Here is a 16617-nt window from a genome sequence, read left to right as displayed (position 1 = left end):
CGAGGACCTGTCGCCGTGGAAGAAGTCATCGAACAGCTGCGCGAACTCAACGAACCCGTACCGGTCCCGCTGGAGCTGCCGGACGACGAGCTGCTTGTGGAGATCGAGGAGCAGTTGCTGATCAACCTGCCCTTCGAGCTGCGCGAGTTCCTGCTCAAGGTCAGCGATGTGGTCTACGGCCGCCTGGAGCCGGTGACCGCCACCGACCCGCAGTCCCACACCTACCTGCCGGAAGTGGCCTCGGTGGCCTGGGACCTGGGCGTGCCCCGCGACCTGGTGCCGATCTGCCAGGACGGCCGCGACTACTACGTGGTCGACCTGGAAGGCGAAGTGCTGCTCTGGTCCGGCGAAGAGGGCGACATGACCGATGAGAGCTGGGACTCCGTCTGGCACTGGGCGCGCGACGTCTGGCTGGAGAGCTGAGCGCCCTCCCGCCCCTCAGTGGTGGCCCTGGTCGCGGCTCTGCTCCAGGGTCTCCAGCAGCGCGATCTGCATGCGCGAGTGCACGCGGATCAGCCAGCGCCACAGCAACGCGATGACCCCGGCCGCCAGCAGCGCGATCAGCAGCAGCAGCTCCAGAGTCGGCAGGATGCTCGCCGACAGCGCCATGAGCAGCAGCATGATCACCCCCAGCGACAGCGCCGGGATCACCTCGGCGATCACCTTGCGCACCCGCGCGGTATGCCGCCCGGCCTTCTCCGGCGTCACGCCCATCTCCGCCAGCAGCATCGACAGCGCCTTGAGCTTGCGGTACGCGGCGATCAGGAAGGGCAGCGACAGCAGTAGCGCGGCGCCCCAGACCATGGCCTTCTGCAGGTTCTGCTGGGCCACCCAGTCGCTCAGGTACTCGCCCAGGGTGCCGGCGAAATAGGCGCCGGAAAGGAAGATCGCCACCACCAGCGCGATGTTCACCCCCACCTGCAGGAGGATCTTGCGGATCATCCCCGCCAGCACCGCGCCCTGCCCCTGGGGCTGGATGCTGCGCAGCCAGTCGCCATAGAGGTTGAATACCCGCGCGATGCGCGCCGGGACGATGCCGGCGAGCGTCTGCGACAGCGGATCGGCTGCGCGGATCAGGTAGGGCGTGAGCAGCGTGGTGATGGCCGAGACCGCCACCGCCACCGGGTAGAGGAAGTCGCTGGTGACCTGCAGGGTCATGCCCAGCGCGGCGATGATGAAGGAGAACTCGCCGATCTGCGAAAGGCCCATGCCGACGCGCAGCGAGGTGCGCCCGTCATTGCCGGCGATGAACGCGCCGATGCCGCAGGAGACCATCTTGCCCAGCACCACGGCGACGGTGATCACCGCGATGGGCCAGGCGTATTCCAGCAGGATCGCCGGGTCGATCATCAGGCCGATGGCGACGAAGAAGATGGCGCTGAACATGTCGCGCACCGGCTCCACCAGGCGCTCGATCTGCGCCAGCTGGCGCGACTCGGCGATGATCGCGCCGATCAGGAAGGCGCCCAGCACCATGCTGTATTCCAGCTTCACCACCAGCAGGCAGAAGCCGAAGCACAGCCCCAGCACCGTCACCAGCAGCATCTCGTTGCTCTCGAACTTCGCCACGTAGGCCAGCAGGCGCGGCACCAGCAGGATGCCGATGACCAGCGCGACGACCATGAACAGGCTGAGCTTGCCCACCGTGGCGAACACCTGGCCGGTCTCCACCGAGCCGGACAGGGCGATGCCCGAAAGCAGCGCGATGATGCCGATGCCGAGGATGTCCTCGACTATAAGCACGCCGAAGATCAGTTGGGCGAAGCGCTCGTTCTTCATCTTCAGGTCGCTCAGCGCCTTGATGATGATGGTGGTCGAGGAAATGGCCAGGATGGCGCCCAGGAACAGGGAATCCATGGTGCTCCAGCCGAAGAAGCTGCCGATCTCGTAGCCGATCCAGATCATCAGCACGATTTCCAGGAAGGCGGCGATGAAGGCCGTGGCCCCCACCTTGAACAGCTTGCGCAGGCTGAACTCCAGGCCCAGGCAGAACATCAGGAAGATCACCCCCAGCTCGGCGAGGATCTTGATCGTCTCTTCCTCGTGGATCAGGGCGAAGGGCGGCGTGTGCGGGCCGATGAGGAAGCCGGCGATGATGTAGCCCAGCACGACCGGCTGCTTGAAGCGGTGGCAGAGGATGGTGACCAGGCCGGCCACCAGCATGATCACGGCCATGTCCTGGATGAAACTTATGGCATGCATGGCGCACCGGCTCCTTCTTGCTGGTCAGTGCGCAGGACACAGTGCCGCGCCCGGGGTTGCTCGCTTGGCTCCTTGGGAGCCCCTGTATGAAATAGGGAAGTTCCTAGTCAGAACTTTCGGCAGAGTAACACCGGGCACCGCACCGTCATTTTCGGCGAAACAAACCGAAACAGCTTTGCCGGGCCGCGAGGGGAAGCAGCCGCATCAGCCGCCTTTCAGCCCCCGCTCCTGGCGTGGGCGGTCTCCAGCTCCAGCAGGTTCATCAGGAAGTTGCCGAAATAGGTCATGTCCTGCTCGATCGCCACCCGCGCCCCCTTGGCGTCACCGGCGAGCAGCGCCGCGAAGGCGTCCTCGTGGAAGTCGTTGAGGCGCAGGGACAGGTCGGCCTCGGTGAACAGCTGGTTGAAGAAGGGGCCGACCTGCAGCCACAGCGACTCGATCATGCGCAGCAGCGTGGGGTTGGCGCAGGCGCGGTAGAGCGTCATGTGGAACAGGCTGTTGTCGTCCAGGTAGCCCTGCACGTCGCGCCGCTCCAGGGCCCGCTCCATGTTCTCGACGCAGCGTCGCAGCTGCTCGATGTCCTCCCCGGTGAGCCGTGGCGTGGCGGTCTCCACGGCCAGCCCTTCGAGGGACAGGCGCACCAGGAAGATCTGCTGGAAGCGTTCGCGGGTCATGATCGGCACCCGCAGCGAGCGCTGCGGCTCGCCTTCCAGGGCACCCTCGGCCACCAGGCGCTGCAACGCCGCACGGACCGGCATCGGGCTGGTGCCCCATTCGGCGGCAAGGTCGCGGATCTTGAGGCGCTCGCCGGGCTGGAAACGCCCTGCCAGCAAGCCTTCACGTAGTCGTAGGTAAAGCTGTTCCTGCAGGTTGTCGGCCATGGGTCACTCCTGGCTGGCCGGTGGTGCCGGCAGTTGGGCGAGGGTCAGGCTGCAGTTGCGCATGGTGGTGGATCTCCTGGGTCGACGGATGGCCGGGCCTGTGGATAACTGCCCCGGCGCGCTGCAAGCGCAGCGACCGCCTGGGGACAAGACCGACGGGCCTGCCGATAGTGTGATCACAAAAGCAGTTCGATCATAGGCTTTTGCCAGAAACAGTCCAGCTATTGACATATCTGTGATCACAAAACAGGATGTGCGGAAATTCGAACGAGGTGTTCAAACATGACCGCCAGTGGCATTGCAGAATCCGCCGTTGAAACCTTCGCCGCCGCCGAGCGCGCCCGTTTCATCGCCCAGAACCCCAAATCCCTGGCGCTCGCCGAGCGTGCCCGCCACTCGCTGTTCGGCGGCGTGCCCATGCACTGGATGAGCGACTGGTCGACGCCCTGCCCGCTGTTCGTCGAGCGCGCCCAGGGCGCGCGCTTCCACGACGTCGACGGCCACGAGTACGTGGACTTCTGCCTCGGTGACACCGGCAGCATGTTCGGCCACTCCCCCGCGCCCATCGCCCGTGCCATCGCCGAGCAGGGCGCGCGCGGGCTCACCACCATGCTCCCGGGCGAGGACGCCGTGGTAGCCGGCGAACTGCTGGCCGAGCGCTTCGGCCTGCCCTACTGGCAGGTGGCGACCACCGCCACCGACGCCAACCGCTTCGTCATCCGCTGGGTGCGCGCCATCACCGGGCGCAAGGTGCTGCTGGTGTTCGACGGCTGCTACCACGGCACCGTCGACGACGTCATGGTGCGCCACCGCGAGGGCCGCACCGTGCACCGCAGCGGCCTGATCGGCCAGGCGCGCAACCTGGCCAAGACCAGCCGCGCCGTGCCCTTCAACGACCTCGACGCGCTGGAAAAGGCCCTGGCGCAGAACGATGTCGCCGCCGTGCTCTGCGAACCGGCGATGACCAACATCGGCATGGTCCTGCCCGATGCCGGCTACCTGGAGAAGCTCCGCGAGCTGACCCGCCGCTACGGCACCCTGCTGATCATCGACGAGACCCACACCATCTCCACCGGCCCCGGCGGCTGCACCCGCGCCTGGAACCTGCAGCCGGATTTCATCACCCTCGGCAAGCCCATCGCCGGCGGCGTGCCCTGCTCCGTCTACGGCTGCACCGCCGAGATGGCCCAGGCCATGAAGCTGGCCCGCAAGCACGCCAGCGAACAGTCCGGCGGCCACGGCCACAGCGGCATGGGCACCACCCTCTCGGCCAACGCCCTGGCCATGCACTGCATGCGCGCCAACCTGGAACAGGTGATGACCCCGGCCGCCTATGACCACATGCTGCCCCTGGCGGCACGCCTGGCCGAAGGCTTCCGTGGACTTATCCACAAGCACCACCTGGCGTGGTCGGTGACCGAGCTGGGCGCCCGCTGCGAGTTCCAGTTCTGCGCCACCTCGCCGCGCACCGGTGCCGAGGCCGAAGCGGCCTTCCACGACAGCCTGCAGATGGCCCTGCACCTCTACCTGATCAACCGGGGCATCCTCATCACCCCGTTCCACAACATGACCCTGTGCTGCCCGGACACCACCGAGGCCGATGTCGACCGCCTGATCACCACCCTCGACCAGGCCCTGGGCGAGCTCCTGGCCATCCCCGGCGCCCGACTCTGACTGCGAGAAAATCCATGCGATTCGCCGATCCCCAGGAAGCCCGCGACTTCCTCGACCGCCACCCCGAAGTCCGCAGCATCGAACTGATGCTGTTCGACGCCAACGGCATCCCGCGCGGCAAGCTGCTGCACCGCGACGAGCTGCTGGCCATCTACGAGAATGGCCGACCGCTGCCCAGCTCCATCCTCTCGCTGACCATCCAGGGCGAGGACGTGGAAGCCAGTGGCCTGGTCTGGGAAGTGGCCGACGCCGACTGCTGGACCTACCCGGTGCCCGGCTCGCTGGCCCTGCAACCCTGGCGCAGCAGCCCCACCGCCCAGGTGCAGGTGAGCATGCACCCGACCCAGGGCCTGCCCGCCACGCCCGGTGACCCGCGCCACGTGCTGGCCCGCGCCATCGACCGGCTCAAGGCCGACGGCTACCACCCGGTGATGGCGGTGGAGCTGGAGTTCTACCTGCTGGACAAGGCCCGCGACGCCAACGGCCGCCCGCAGCCGGCGCTGCAGGCCAATGGCGTGCGCCCGCAGGCGCCGCAGGTCTACGGCGTGTACGAACTGGAGCAGCTGCAGCCCTTCCTCGACGACCTCTACACCGCCTGCGAGGCCCAGGGCCTGCCGCTGCGCACCGCCATCTCCGAATACGCCCCCGGCCAGCTGGAGCTGACCCTGGAACACCGCTTCGACGCGCTCCAGGCCATCGACGAAGGCGTGCGCTACAAGCGCCTGGTCAAGGGCGTGGCCAACAAGCACGGCCTGGTGGCCTGCTTCATGGCCAAGCCCTTCGGCGACCTGGCCGGCAGCGGCATGCACCTGCACGTCAGCCTGGCCGACGAGGCGGGCAACAACCTGATGGCCAGCGAGGACCCGCACGGCACCCCGCTGCTGCGCCACGCCATCGGCGGGATGATGGCGACCCTCGACGACGCCCTGGCGATCTTCTGCCCCAACGCCAACTCCTACCGGCGCTTCCAGGCCAACAGCTACGCGCCGCTGGCCAAGAGCTGGGGGGTGAACAACCGCACCGTGTCCTTCCGCGTCCCCGGCGGCCCGGCCCAGAGCCGGCACGTCGAGCACCGCATCTGCGGCGCCGACGCCAACCCCTACCTGGCCGCCGCCGCGATGCTGGCGGGCATCCACAAAGGCATCCGCGAGCAGATCGACCCGGGCGAAGCCATCACCGGCAACGGTTACGAACAGGCCCGCGAGACCCTCGCCACCGACTGGCTCACCGCCCTGCGCACCCTGGAGCGCTCGGCCTGGGCGAAGGAGGCCCTGGGCGAAGGCTTCCTCGACATCTTCCTCGCCATCAAATGGGAAGAGTTCCGCCAGTTCGTCAGCGAGGTAGGCGAGCAGGACTGGCGCTGGTACCTGACCCACGCCTGATGCGTGGGGTTGTGGACAAGTTGCTTATCCACAACCCCACCAGCCGCAAACCGCAACTCGTAGGATGGGTAGAGCGGAGCGAAACCCATCAATTCCGAGTACCGGCATGACTTCGGCGTCGGGCGGGCAGCATGGGTTTCGCGGGGCTCTACCCATCCTACGGGGCGGAGTGCGGCTGGGTGTTTATCCACAGGCGGTGCCCCTGTGCTCCGTGCCTGTCTCGCTGCGTCTACAGTTTCACTTCCCAGCCCCGAGACAGAGCCCTTCCATGGAACCCGGCAACGCGCAACTGACGATGACCGTCCTCATGACCCCGGACATGGCCAACTTCTCCGGCAACGTCCACGGCGGCACCCTGCTCAAGTACCTCGACGAGGTGGCCTACGCCTGCGCCAGCCGCTATGCCGGGCGCTACGTGGTGACCCTATCGGTGGACCAGGTGGTGTTCCGCGAGCCGGTGCACGTGGGCGAGCTGGTGACCTTCCTCGCCTCGGTGAACTACACCGGCACCACGTCCATGGAGATCGGCATCAAGGTGGTGACCGAGAACATCCGCGAGCGCTCGGTACGCCACACCAACAGCTGCTTCTTCACCATGGTGGCGCTGGATGACGACCGCAAGGCGGCTCCCGTGCCGCCGCGCCAGCCGGAGACAGCCGAGGAAAAGCGGCGCTTCCTGCAGGGCCAGCAGCGCCGGCAGATCCGCCAGGAAATGGAGCGCCGCTACCGTGAGCTGCGCGAGAACGGCACCGAACCGTCGCTACATCCTGAAAAATAATCTGACGGACTTTTCATACAATCACCGTCAGCCAACGGGTAACCTGACGCACGCGGCGGCAGCCGCGTTCGCCACGGGCCAGGCCCCGTGAACCACCTTCGAACCGTCCTCCGCAGCGTTGCGCGCATCGTTGCGGCCTGGATGTTCCCTGCGTGCAAGGAGCCGCCGCATGCCCCACCACACACCGCTGATCGCGACCCTCTCCGCCGGCCTGGTGCTGGCCTTCCTGCTCGGCAGCCTGGCCAACCGCCTGCGCATCTCGCCGCTGGTGGGCTACCTGCTGGCCGGCGTTCTCGCGGGGCCCTTCACCCCGGGTTTCGTCGCCGACCAGGCGCTGTCCCAGGAGATCGCCGAGCTGGGGGTGATCCTGCTGATGTTCGGCGTCGGCCTGCACTTCTCCCTCAAGGACCTGATGTCGGTGAAGAACATCGCCATCCCAGGCGCCGTGGTGCAGATCGCCGTGGCCACCCTGCTGGGCATGGGCCTGGCCTGGGGGCTCGGCTGGTCGCTGGGCGGCGGGCTGGTGTTCGGCCTGGCGCTGTCGGTGGCGAGCACCGTGGTGCTGCTGCGGGCCCTGGAGGAACGCCAGCTGCTCGATACCCAGCGCGGCCGCATCGCCGTCGGCTGGCTGATAGTCGAGGACCTGGTGATGGTGCTGACCCTGGTCCTGCTGCCGGCGCTCTCGGGCATGCTCGGCGGCAAAGCCCATGGCGGTGGCGAGATCAGCCTCGGCGTCGAACTGCTGCTGACCCTGGGCAAGGTCACCGCCTTCGTGGTGCTGATGCTGGTGGTCGGCCGCCGCCTGATCCCCTGGGTGCTGGCCAAGGTCGCCGGCACCGGCTCGCGGGAGCTGTTCACCCTCGCCGTGCTGGCCATCGCCATGGGCATCGCCTACGGCTCGGCCATCCTCTTCGACGTGTCCTTCGCCCTGGGCGCCTTCTTCGCCGGCATGGTGCTCAACGAGTCGGAGCTCAGCCATGACGCCGCCGAGAAGACCCTGCCCCTGCGCGACGCCTTCGCGGTGCTGTTCTTCGTCTCGGTGGGCATGCTCTTCGACCCGCTGATCCTGATCCGCGAGCCGCTGCCGGTGCTGGCCACCTTCCTTGTGATCGTGCTCGGCAAGTCGGTGGCGGCCTATGTCATCGTGCGTGCCTTCGGCCACCCCAAGAGCACCGCCCTGACCATCTCCGCCAGCCTGGCGCAGATCGGCGAGTTCAGCTTCATCCTCATCGGCCTGGGGCTGGACCTGGAGCTGATGCCGCAGACCGGCCGCGACCTGTTGCTGGCCGGCGCCATCCTCTCGATCCTGGTCAACCCGCTGCTGTTCATCGCCATCGGCCGCTGGCAGGCACGCCAGGACCGCAAGGCGGCGGAGCTGCTGCCGGAGCAGGCAGCAGTCGAGGACGTGCCGCCGGCGATCGAGGAACACGACCACGCCATCCTCATCGGCTATGGCCGCGTCGGCCGCAAGATCGCCCTGCGCCTGCGCGAGGCCGGCACGCCGCTGGTGGTGATCGAGGACAGCCGCGCGGGGCTGGATGAATTGCGTGAGGCGGGCATCAGCGCGGTACTGGGCAACGCGGCGCGACCCGAGGTGCTGGAGCTGGCGCAGCTGGCGCGGGCGCGCTGGCTGCTGCTGGCGATCCCCAATGGTTTCGAGGCCGGGCAGATCGCCCAGCAGGCCCGCGCGGTGAACCCGCAGCTGACCATCATCGCCCGCGCCCACTTCGACGCCGAGGTGGAGCATCTGGAACAGAACGGCGCGGACCTGGTGATCATGGGCGAGCGCGAGATCGCCCGCGCCATGATCGATCGCGTCGCCGCCGACCAGGCCACCCCGGACGCACCGGTCGCGGCCTGACGACGGCGCGAGCCGTCACTCGGCGTGCTGGTGCGCGCCGTGGTCCATGTGCTCCATGTGCTGCATCTGCCCGTCGGCCTTGGCGGGCGCTTCCTTCTGCACGGCGATCTCCACCTGCAGGTCGCCGGCCTTCTCGAAGTGCAGGGTGAGCGGGAAGCGCTCGCCATCCTTCAGCGGCTGCTTCAGGCCGAACAGCATCAGGTGGTAGCCGCCCTGCTCCAGGCGCACCTCGCCACCGGCGGGGATGGCCAGGCCGCCCTGCACCTGCTGCATCTTCATCATGCCGTTGACGTGGGCGTGCTCGTGGATCTCGGCCTTGTTCGCGCGCGGGGTGTCGGCGCCCAGCAGGCGGTCCGGCGTGTCGCCGCCGTTGTGCACCACCAGGTAGGCCGCGCCGTTGGGCGAGACCGGCGGCACTTCCAGGGCCCAGGGGTGCTCGATGTGCAGCTTGCCCAGCTCGTATTCATGGGCCTGGGCGAAGGGGACGAAGCCCAGCAGGGCGATCAGGGTCAGCAGTGTCTTGCGCATGTTCAACTCCATCAATCGATAAGCAGATTGGGCGCCCGCCATGCGAGCGCCGATGAAAACCCGTGGCGGGATCAACCCGCCATCACCCTGCCGCCGCCGAAGCGCGACAGCACCAGCCGGTCCAGGGCCCAGACCAGCACCAGGGACAGGCCCACCAGGGGGAAGGCCACGCCCAGCACCAGCATGATCACCACCGCGCCACGCCACAGCGGCAGGCCATGGGGCAGCGGCGGCACGCCGAGGCGGCCGCTGGGCCGGCGCTTCCACCAGAGCACCAGGCCGCTGACCGCGCTGAGCAGGATCATCAGGCACACGGCGAACATCAGCAGCTGGTTGGCCAGGCCGAAGAGACGGCCCTCGTGCAGCATCACGCCGGTCTCCACGCTCCGGGCGACGAGCCCGTAGTCCCGCCAGCGCACATCGGCCAGCACCTTGCCGCTGTAGCGGTCCAGGTGCAAGGTCGCGTCGTTGCGCGGGTCGTCGGCGAACACGGCGATGCTGAACACACCCGTGGGCGTGGTCGGCAGGGTGATCCCGTAGCCCGGCACCACACCGCGCTCGCGGGCGGTGTCGACCACCTGCTGCAGCGGGATGCTCGGCGTATCGGTTGCCGCTGCCCGATCGTGCCCGGCGTGGGCACGGTGGGCGGCATGGGCGTCGGACTCCGGCAGCGGCGTGTTCTCCACCGCCCAGGGCACGGTCTGGTCACTGGCGCTGTTGAGGCTGCGCGCCAGCTCGCCGGACTTCGGTACCTCGTTCCACATGGCGGCGGGGAAGCGGTTCCACACATCGGCGAAGCTCGCGCCCCAGAAACCGGTCCAGGTCATGCCGGTGAGCAGCATGAACAGCAGCAGCAGGCTGCCCCAGAAGCCGGTGACGCCGTGCAGGTCGCGCCAGAAAAGGCGCCCGCGCGCGGACAGGCGCGGCCACAGCACGCCGGCGCCGGACCGCCCTCGCGGCCACCAGAGGTAGAGCCCCGACACCACCAGGACGATGCCCCAGCCGGCGGCCAGCTCGATCAGCCGGTCGCCGACTGTGCCGATCATCAGCTCGCCGTGCAGGGCGCGGGTGGCCGCCTGCAGGTTCCAGAAGGCGTCCTGGGTGCCCAGCACCTTGCCGCTGTAGGGGTCGAGGAACAGGTTCAGGTTGCGGCCGGCGTCGGCGATGACGAACTGGGCACTGTGCCCGGCATCCACCGGCGGCAGGTACTGGCTGACGCTGGCCTGTGGATAAGCCTCGCGCACCCGCTGCAGCTGGGCGTCGGCGTCCAGCGCGTGGTGGCCCGGCTGCACCCGCAGCAGGTCGGCGTACATCAGCGCGTCGAGCTGCGGCTTGAACAGGTAGATGCTGCCGGTGACCGACAACAGGATCATGAAGGGGATGACGAAGAGGCCGGCATAGAAATGCCAGCGCCAGGCCAGGTTGTAGAACGAGACAGCAGGTTTGCTCATGGTCGTGCTCGCCTAGAAAGCGCCTCTCTGGGTTCGCGCGCAGCGACGTGGCTGGCGCGGCGGAGGCTTGGCGCCAGCCGACGCGCCCAGGGAAGGCGGCAAGGATGGCGCGGTGCGTGGATCAGGCGAGGGAGACGGGCGGCGCGCGGGAACGTGAGCCGGGGAAGATCGCCGAGCCGGCATGGCCCGAGTCGACCGGGGCCAGGCGAGGTGCCCGGGCGAGGTCCGCCAGGGCGGAGGCCACCAGCGGTGCGGAACTCAGCGCCGGGCAATTGAGCAGCAGGGTGCAGTAGCCGCACTTGGCCCAGGCCGCCTCGTGGTCCGGCTGGCCCGGCGCCTTCTGCGGGGCGCCGTGCTCGGCGGAGCAGGCCAGCTCGCCCATCCAGGCCGGCACGCCCTGGTGGTCCATGGCACGGGCCTGGGACAGCAACGGACCGGCGAACACCAGCAGCATGGCCAGAAGGCCAAGCCAGGCGCCGCTGCGGATTGTCGTGTGTCGAGCCACTGCTGCCGTCCCGGAATCGAGGGGGTGAAGAGCGGGCGCCATGCTAGCCGCACGCCGCCACGGGTTGAAGCATAGCGGCTGAGTCAGATGGCCGCAGTGGGCGGCGGCAAAGTCCCGCTCAACCCAGGCGCCGTGCCTCGAACTTCACCCGGGGATGGGCGATGCGGTCCTGGGCGCGTACCAGTTCCAGCTCGTAGCTGCCGCACGCCTGGGTCTCCAGCAGCACCTCGTGCACGGCGGCGGCGCTGAATTCGAAGGCGCCGAGCAGGTCGTCGCCCAGCAGCAGGCGCGCCAGGAACACCCCGGAGGTGAGGTCGCCCACGCCCACCGGCTGACGCGGGAAGGCCAGCAGCGGGCGGCGCAGGAGCCAGGTGCCCTCGGCGCTGGCCAGCAGCATCTCGAAGTCCTTGGCGGCGCGGCCCGGGTAGTCCAGGTGCTTGACCAGCACGGCCTTCGGCCCGCGCGCAAGCAGCGCCCGGGCCATGCCCACGCAATCCTCCAGCGAGGTGGGGCGGCGGTCGGCGAAGCTGTTCAGCTCCAGCTGGTTGGGGCACAGCAGGTCGGCCACGGCGGCGGCTTCCTCGAGGAGGAAGGTGCTGACTTCCGGCGCCACGATGCAGCCTTTCTCCGGGTGGCCCATCACCGGGTCGCAGAGGTACAGGGCACGCGGATTGGCCCGCTTGATGCGCGCCACCACCTCGAGGATCTCGCGCCCCTGGGCCGCGCTGCCGAGGTAGCCCGAGAGCACCGCGTCGCAATTGCCCAGTTCGCCGATGGCGGCGATGCCTTCCACCAGCGTCGGCACCTGGTTGGGCGGCAGCACCTCGCCCGTCCACTGCCCGTACTGGGTGTGGTTGGAGAACTGCACGGTGTTCAGCGGCCAGACATTGACCCCGAGACGCTCGACGGGAAACACCGCCGCGCGGTTGCCGGCGTGGCCGAAGACCACATGGGACTGGATGCTGAGGAGATGGGGCGTTCGCGACATTGGGTGGACCCTGGGCTCGACGGGTGGGAGGACGGGCCTGGCTTACGGCGACAGGCTCACTACCATGATGGCAAGATTCTCCCATCCTCCGCCGCAAGAGCCACCATGGAATCCCTGTATTTTTCGCCGATGCTGCTGGGCCTCAACCTGATGCTCGGCAGCGCCGTCGCCTGCACCGGCCTGTGGTACTTCTCGCGGCCCTACCGCGGCCCGGGCCTGTGGATGGCCGGGGCCTGGCTGCTGATTTTCGGCATCCTCGCCTTCTTCGTCTTCGTCGCCACCGGCAACCGCCCGCTGAACGTGCTCGGCAACGCAACGCAGCTGGCGGGCGAGGCGGTGCTGATGCTCGGGGTGTTCCGCTTCCTCGGCCGCCCGCTGCCCTGGTGGACGGTACCGGTCAGCGCCGGGTTGATGGCCGCCGCCAACAGCTGGCACTGGTGGGTGGCGCCGCTGAACAGCGAATTGCTCATCGCGCTGTACGCCGGCATCGGCGGCCTCCTGCCGCTGCAGGCCGCCAACGCCCTGCTGCGCTACCCGCGGGAGCCGGAGCTGCGCAGTGTCTGCCGCTGCGTCGGCACCGTCCTGCTCGGCTATGCGCTGGTCACGTTGCTGCGGGGCGCCATCGCCGTGCACGACTGGCTCAATGCCGTCGAGCACGCCGACGTGACCCGCTCCATGGCCTACCTGTTGCCCTACAACTTCGGCATTCCGCTCTGGGTCATCGCGCTGCTCGGCCTGGCGCTGATGACCATGCGCCGCATCCTTCTCGACAGCCAGCGCAACGCCCGCCACGCCGAGGCCAGCGCGCAGCGTTTCGAACGGCTGATGGGGGTGACCAGCGCCGGCGTCCTGGTGCTGCAGGACGGGCGCATCCACGATAGCAACCCGACGCTCGAGGCGCTCTTCGACCAACCGCGCGAAGCACTGCAGCGGCAGGCGCCCGAGCAGTTGTTCGTCGAGGCCGAGCGGGCGCGCATCGGCCAGTTGCTCGCCCGTGGGGACGGCGCCCCCGCCGACGCGCTCGCGCTGCGCCGTGATGGCTCGACCTTCCCGGCCGAGCTGGCGGTCACCAACCTCGACGGCAGCGGCCAGCAGCTCATGGAGGTGCGCGACGTCAGCCACCGCAAGGCCCTGGAGGAGCAGTTGCGCCTGCAGGCCACCACCGATCCGCTGACCGGCGCCCTCAACCGCCGCGCCTTCCAGGCCCGCGCCGAACAGGAACTGCAACGCGCGCGGCGCCAGGAACAGCCCCTGTGCCTGGCGATGCTCGACCTCGACCACTTCAAGCGCATCAACGACACCCACGGCCACGCCAGCGGCGACCTGGTGCTCTGCGCGTTCAGCCAGCTGTGCCAGCGCGAGGCACGCAGCACCGACCTGTTCGCGCGCTTCGGCGGCGAGGAGTTCGTCTTCCTGCTGCCCGACACGACCCTCGAGGCCGCCCGCGCCTTCCTCGATCGCCTGCGCGAAGCGGTCGAGCACCTGCGCATCGACGCCAGCGGCACCGCCCTGAGCGTCAGCGTCAGCATCGGCCTGGCCGGCAGCCCGCCGAACGGCGATCTCCTGCACGTGCAGGCGGCCGCCGACGCGGCCCTCTATCGCGCCAAGCAATACGGTCGCAACCGTGTCGAACTGGCCCGCTGAAATCACCAAGGATGGGTTAAGCTTCTGGGCATTCCAGGGGAGTGATCATGATCAGTCTGGGCGATGTCTTCCTGTTCCTGCTCTTCGCCGCCAGTGCCGCCTGGCTCTGGCGCGGCCACGGCATTCGCGAGCGCGCACTGGCGCTGGTGAAGCAATACTGCACGCGTTTCGACGTGGAGCTGCTCGACGGCAACGTCGCCCTGCAGCGCCTCGCCATCGTCCGCGACGCCAAGGGCCATCGGCGCCTGGCGCGGATCTACGGTTTCGAATTCACCGTCACCGGCGAGCAACGCCTCACGGGGACCATCCAGATGTTCGGCAACCACGGTGGCCGCATCGAGCTGGATGCCCACCCCTTCCAGCCGCCCGTCGCCTCCGAAGGCAACGTCATCCAGATCAGCGACTGGCGGCGCAGCCACCCGCGCCCGGACGAGCAGCGCCACGTCGAATGACGCTGCGGTTGTCCACAGCGCGAGCCTGTGGATAAACCTCGCGATCAGGTGCCTTCGACCAGCCTGTGGATAACCTGCTGCCACTGCTCGCAGTTGGTGTAGGTCATCGGCCAGCGCAGTAGCCGGCAGCGCCAGCGGAACCAGCGGCTGGCACGTCGCGCCCGGTTAACCCGGCAATGCTCGAAGAGCCATTCGGGATCGAAGCCGATCCACGCCCCCGCCACGCTCCAGGCGTTCAACCAGACCACCGGTGCCACCTCGTAGAGGTAGATGGCCTCCAGCTCGGCCGGGGGCAGGGCGCTGGCGCGCAGCGTGTCGGCGATCACGCGCAGGTCGGCCTCATCCCGTTGCGTGTCCAGCCACAGCCCGGACAGCGCCAGCCAGACCCGCTCCCGCGCCGCGTCGCTCATCGCTGCAGGAGGAAATCGGCCGCGCGCTCGGCGGCGGCGTCGGGGAACTCCTGCATGAAGCAGTGCCCGCCCTCCACCACCTGGGCGCCGACGTGGGGGTTGAGTGCGCTGATCCGCGCCACCGAGCGGGCGACGAAAGGATAGCTCGCCTGGCCATGGAAGATCCGCGTCGGCGTGACGATGCGTGTCAGCGACGGCCACAGGCGCTTGGGGCAGGAGCTGAAGATCTCCGCCTCGCGGCTGGGCCGGCATTTCAGCTCCACACCGCCATCCACGTCCTTCAGCGCATGCTCCACGTAGGCGCCGAGGGCCGCGTCCGTCCAGCCCTTGAAGATGCCGCGCCCGTGCAGCGCGGCGAAGGCGGCCGGGCGATCGGTCCAGTGGTTGCGCCGGGCCCGGGCGCGCCTGGCCATGGTGGTGCGGCGATGCAGGCCGAGCACTTCGGAGAAGGCCATGACGCCGATCATCGCCGGGGTGAAGAGCACCGGGTCGAGCAGCACCGCGCGCTGGAACAGCTCGGGGTGGCGCGCCAGCACCAGGCTGGTGAGCACGCCGCCGAAGCTGTGGCCGAGGGCGAAGCGGGGGGCATCGCCGAAGATGCCGCGCCCGGCCTCGAAGGCTTCCACCGCCAGCTCGGCGTTGCGGTTCCAGCCGAGGAAACGCCCGCCGTGGTCGCTGTCGCCATGCCCCTGCACATCACACAGCCAGAGGTCGAAGTCCTCGCTCAGGGCTTCCAGCAGCGGCGTGTAGGCACGGCCGCAGAAACCATTGCCGTGGAGGAAATGCAGCAGCGGCTTGCCGCTGGGCTGGCTGTGCCAGCCGCGCAGGGTGAAGCCGGCGGAACTCGGGTGGGACCAGGCGGACAACAGCATCGCAACGCACTCGAAGGAAAGAGCGTGCAGTTTATCCGCCGGGCCGCCTCCGGCGCAGCCGTTGCCTTCAGATGGCCGCGTGTTCGCGGACGAAGGCGTCCAACAGGCGGTTCAGCGCCTCGGGCTGGTCCAGCGGCGTGGCGTGGCCGGAATCGGCTATCACCTCCAGGCGTGCGTTGCGCAACTGGGCGACGTAGGCCGCCTTGGCCGCCACCGGGGTGTAGTCGCGATCACCGCTGATCACCAGCAGCGGAGTGTTCGCCCGGCGGGCCCCGGGCAACGCCGACCAACCCGGGATGGCGCCCATCGCGTGCAGGTAGGAGCGCCGGTCGTTGCCGGCGATGCGTGCCATCACCCGCTTGCGCAGCGCCGCCTGCTCCGGCTTGGGGAACAGCCTGCCGGCCAGCAGCCGCGCCATCCCCGCCGGGCCGAACAACCGCACCAGGGCGAAGCGCAGCGCCACCTGCCAACGCGCCTGCCAGCTGTCCAGGGGGAAGCACGGCGAGCTGTTGATGACCGCCGCCGCACGCACCAGGTGCGGGTGCTCGGCGAGCAGCTGGAAGGTGATCATGCCGCCCATGGAGATGCCCACCAGGATGCACGGCTCCAGGTCCATGGCGACGATGAACTCGGCCACGTCGGCGGCCAGCTCGCCCATGCTCACCGGTGCCCGCAGCGGCTCACTGGCGCCGTGGCCACGCAGGTCCAGGGCGTACACGCGAAAGTGCCGCGACAGCGCCTCGACCTGGGGCTGCCAGTCCTCCAGGGACGATCCCAGGCCATGCACCAGCAGCACGGCGGCCCCTTCTCCCTGGCGGATATAGTTGAAACGCCCGCCGGACAAGTTGATCTGTTCCATGGTCGATTTAATTCCCTTTCGAATAATCATCGGCCAATAAAAAGGCGCCGTTCCTTATTAAACGGACCGATGAAAAGTTGGTTGATCGGATAACTTACGAGGCGCCCGATGAACAAGTTTCCGGTGTTTG

The 16617-nt window shown here is 68.5% G+C and carries 16 protein-coding genes; 7 read left to right on the top strand and 9 right to left on the bottom strand.

What is annotated here, in order from left to right:
• Positions 1-15: 15 nt before the first annotated feature.
• Positions 16-423, top strand: a complete 408-nt coding sequence (locus WFQ67_RS02825) for an SMI1/KNR4 family protein (RefSeq protein WP_111259185.1) — start codon at positions 16-18, stop codon at positions 421-423.
• Positions 424-438: 15 nt separating this feature from the next.
• Here WFQ67_RS02825 and WFQ67_RS02820 read toward each other — a convergent pair whose 3' ends face one another.
• Together WFQ67_RS02820 and WFQ67_RS02815 are read right to left on the bottom strand one after the other, a co-directional pair.
• Positions 439-2202, bottom strand: a complete 1764-nt coding sequence (locus tag WFQ67_RS02820; RefSeq protein WP_337056117.1) for a cation:proton antiporter — start codon at positions 2200-2202, stop codon at positions 439-441.
• Positions 2203-2417: 215 nt separating this feature from the next.
• Positions 2418-3083, bottom strand: coding sequence for a GntR family transcriptional regulator (locus WFQ67_RS02815; RefSeq protein ID WP_213627355.1), 666 nt, complete (start codon positions 3081-3083; stop codon positions 2418-2420).
• Between the two features lie 282 nt (positions 3084-3365).
• Between WFQ67_RS02815 and WFQ67_RS02810 the strand changes: the two genes are divergently transcribed.
• The 4 genes from WFQ67_RS02810 to ybaL all read left to right on the top strand — a co-directional run bounded on the left by WFQ67_RS02810 (position 3366) and on the right by ybaL (position 8778).
• Positions 3366-4757 carry an aspartate aminotransferase family protein gene (locus tag WFQ67_RS02810; protein ID WP_337056116.1) on the top strand — a complete coding sequence of 464 codons (1392 nt, stop codon included), beginning with the start codon at positions 3366-3368 and terminating at the stop codon, positions 4755-4757.
• Positions 4758-4771: 14 nt separating this feature from the next.
• Positions 4772-6139: a glutamine synthetase family protein gene (locus WFQ67_RS02805; RefSeq protein ID WP_213627357.1), complete on the top strand. Its 1368-nt coding sequence runs from the start codon at positions 4772-4774 to the stop codon at positions 6137-6139.
• Positions 6140-6407: 268 nt separating this feature from the next.
• On the top strand, positions 6408-6917 hold the full coding sequence (locus WFQ67_RS02800) for an acyl-CoA thioesterase (protein WP_213627358.1): 510 nt from the start codon (positions 6408-6410) through the stop codon (positions 6915-6917).
• Between the two features lie 169 nt (positions 6918-7086).
• Positions 7087-8778: a YbaL family putative K(+) efflux transporter gene (ybaL, locus tag WFQ67_RS02795; RefSeq protein ID WP_213627359.1), complete on the top strand. Its 1692-nt coding sequence runs from the start codon at positions 7087-7089 to the stop codon at positions 8776-8778.
• Between the two features lie 15 nt (positions 8779-8793).
• On the opposite strand, the gene WFQ67_RS02790 is transcribed toward ybaL, so the two are convergent.
• The 4 genes from WFQ67_RS02790 to pdxY all read right to left on the bottom strand — a co-directional run bounded on the left by WFQ67_RS02790 (position 8794) and on the right by pdxY (position 12250).
• Positions 8794-9306, bottom strand: a complete 513-nt coding sequence (locus WFQ67_RS02790; protein ID WP_213627360.1) for a copper chaperone PCu(A)C — start codon at positions 9304-9306, stop codon at positions 8794-8796.
• Between the two features lie 71 nt (positions 9307-9377).
• Complete coding sequence (locus WFQ67_RS02785; protein ID WP_337056115.1) at positions 9378-10757, bottom strand: PepSY-associated TM helix domain-containing protein; 1380 nt, start codon at positions 10755-10757, stop codon at positions 9378-9380.
• A 121-nt stretch (positions 10758-10878) separates the two neighbouring features.
• Positions 10879-11262 (bottom strand): DUF2946 domain-containing protein, encoded by a 384-nt coding sequence (locus tag WFQ67_RS02780; RefSeq protein WP_337056114.1) that lies wholly within the window; start codon positions 11260-11262, stop codon positions 10879-10881.
• A gap of 118 nt (positions 11263-11380) precedes the next feature.
• On the bottom strand, positions 11381-12250 hold the full coding sequence (pdxY, locus tag WFQ67_RS02775) for a pyridoxal kinase PdxY (RefSeq protein ID WP_337056113.1): 870 nt from the start codon (positions 12248-12250) through the stop codon (positions 11381-11383).
• Between the two features lie 105 nt (positions 12251-12355).
• Here pdxY and WFQ67_RS02770 point away from each other — a divergent pair, with 105 nt between their 5' ends.
• Positions 12356-13894, top strand: coding sequence for a sensor domain-containing diguanylate cyclase (locus tag WFQ67_RS02770; protein WP_337056112.1), 1539 nt, complete (start codon positions 12356-12358; stop codon positions 13892-13894).
• 47 nt (positions 13895-13941) lie between these two features.
• Positions 13942-14346, top strand: a complete 405-nt coding sequence (locus tag WFQ67_RS02765; RefSeq protein ID WP_337056111.1) for a DUF3301 domain-containing protein — start codon at positions 13942-13944, stop codon at positions 14344-14346.
• A gap of 44 nt (positions 14347-14390) precedes the next feature.
• Here WFQ67_RS02765 and WFQ67_RS02760 read toward each other — a convergent pair whose 3' ends face one another.
• The 3 genes from WFQ67_RS02760 to WFQ67_RS02750 all read right to left on the bottom strand — a co-directional run bounded on the left by WFQ67_RS02760 (position 14391) and on the right by WFQ67_RS02750 (position 16487).
• A complete protein-coding gene (locus WFQ67_RS02760; RefSeq protein ID WP_337056110.1) occupies positions 14391-14756 on the bottom strand; it encodes a DUF7079 family protein in 366 nt (121 codons plus the stop codon).
• Positions 14753-15628 (bottom strand): alpha/beta fold hydrolase, encoded by an 876-nt coding sequence (locus WFQ67_RS02755; RefSeq protein WP_337056109.1) that lies wholly within the window; start codon positions 15626-15628, stop codon positions 14753-14755. The genes WFQ67_RS02760 and WFQ67_RS02755 overlap by 4 nt, the downstream gene beginning before the upstream one ends.
• Positions 15629-15695: 67 nt before the next feature.
• Positions 15696-16487, bottom strand: coding sequence for an alpha/beta fold hydrolase (locus WFQ67_RS02750; RefSeq protein ID WP_213627367.1), 792 nt, complete (start codon positions 16485-16487; stop codon positions 15696-15698).
• Between the last annotated feature and the right edge of the window lie 130 nt (positions 16488-16617).

It is taken from the genome of Pseudomonas sp. USHLN015 (assembly GCF_037153275.1).
GTDB classification, from domain to species: Bacteria; Pseudomonadota; Gammaproteobacteria; order Pseudomonadales; family Pseudomonadaceae; genus Metapseudomonas; species Metapseudomonas tohonis.
Note: the sequence above shows the minus strand (reverse complement) of the source record. Positions and strands in the feature narration are given on the sequence as shown.

What these genes read in the sequence shown, in the direction of transcription:
- WFQ67_RS02790 (WP_213627360.1), bottom strand. Translation starts at nt 9,306, where the DNA reads ATGCGCAAGACACTGCTGACCCTGATCGCCCTGCTGGGCTTCGTCCCC.
- WFQ67_RS02770 (WP_337056112.1), top strand. Translation starts at nt 12,356, where the DNA reads ATGGAATCCCTGTATTTTTCGCCGATGCTGCTGGGCCTCAACCTGATG.
- WFQ67_RS02815 (WP_213627355.1), bottom strand. Translation starts at nt 3,083, where the DNA reads ATGGCCGACAACCTGCAGGAACAGCTTTACCTACGACTACGTGAAGGC.
- WFQ67_RS02760 (WP_337056110.1), bottom strand. Translation starts at nt 14,756, where the DNA reads ATGAGCGACGCGGCGCGGGAGCGGGTCTGGCTGGCGCTGTCCGGGCTG.
- WFQ67_RS02800 (WP_213627358.1), top strand. Translation starts at nt 6,408, where the DNA reads ATGGAACCCGGCAACGCGCAACTGACGATGACCGTCCTCATGACCCCG.
- WFQ67_RS02755 (WP_337056109.1), bottom strand. Translation starts at nt 15,628, where the DNA reads ATGCTGTTGTCCGCCTGGTCCCACCCGAGTTCCGCCGGCTTCACCCTG.
- WFQ67_RS02805 (WP_213627357.1), top strand. Translation starts at nt 4,772, where the DNA reads ATGCGATTCGCCGATCCCCAGGAAGCCCGCGACTTCCTCGACCGCCAC.
- WFQ67_RS02750 (WP_213627367.1), bottom strand. Translation starts at nt 16,487, where the DNA reads ATGGAACAGATCAACTTGTCCGGCGGGCGTTTCAACTATATCCGCCAG.
- pdxY (WP_337056113.1), bottom strand. Translation starts at nt 12,250, where the DNA reads ATGTCGCGAACGCCCCATCTCCTCAGCATCCAGTCCCATGTGGTCTTC.
- ybaL (WP_213627359.1), top strand. Translation starts at nt 7,087, where the DNA reads ATGCCCCACCACACACCGCTGATCGCGACCCTCTCCGCCGGCCTGGTG.
- WFQ67_RS02765 (WP_337056111.1), top strand. Translation starts at nt 13,942, where the DNA reads ATGATCAGTCTGGGCGATGTCTTCCTGTTCCTGCTCTTCGCCGCCAGT.
- WFQ67_RS02810 (WP_337056116.1), top strand. Translation starts at nt 3,366, where the DNA reads ATGACCGCCAGTGGCATTGCAGAATCCGCCGTTGAAACCTTCGCCGCC.
- WFQ67_RS02820 (WP_337056117.1), bottom strand. Translation starts at nt 2,202, where the DNA reads ATGCATGCCATAAGTTTCATCCAGGACATGGCCGTGATCATGCTGGTG.
- WFQ67_RS02785 (WP_337056115.1), bottom strand. Translation starts at nt 10,757, where the DNA reads ATGAGCAAACCTGCTGTCTCGTTCTACAACCTGGCCTGGCGCTGGCAT.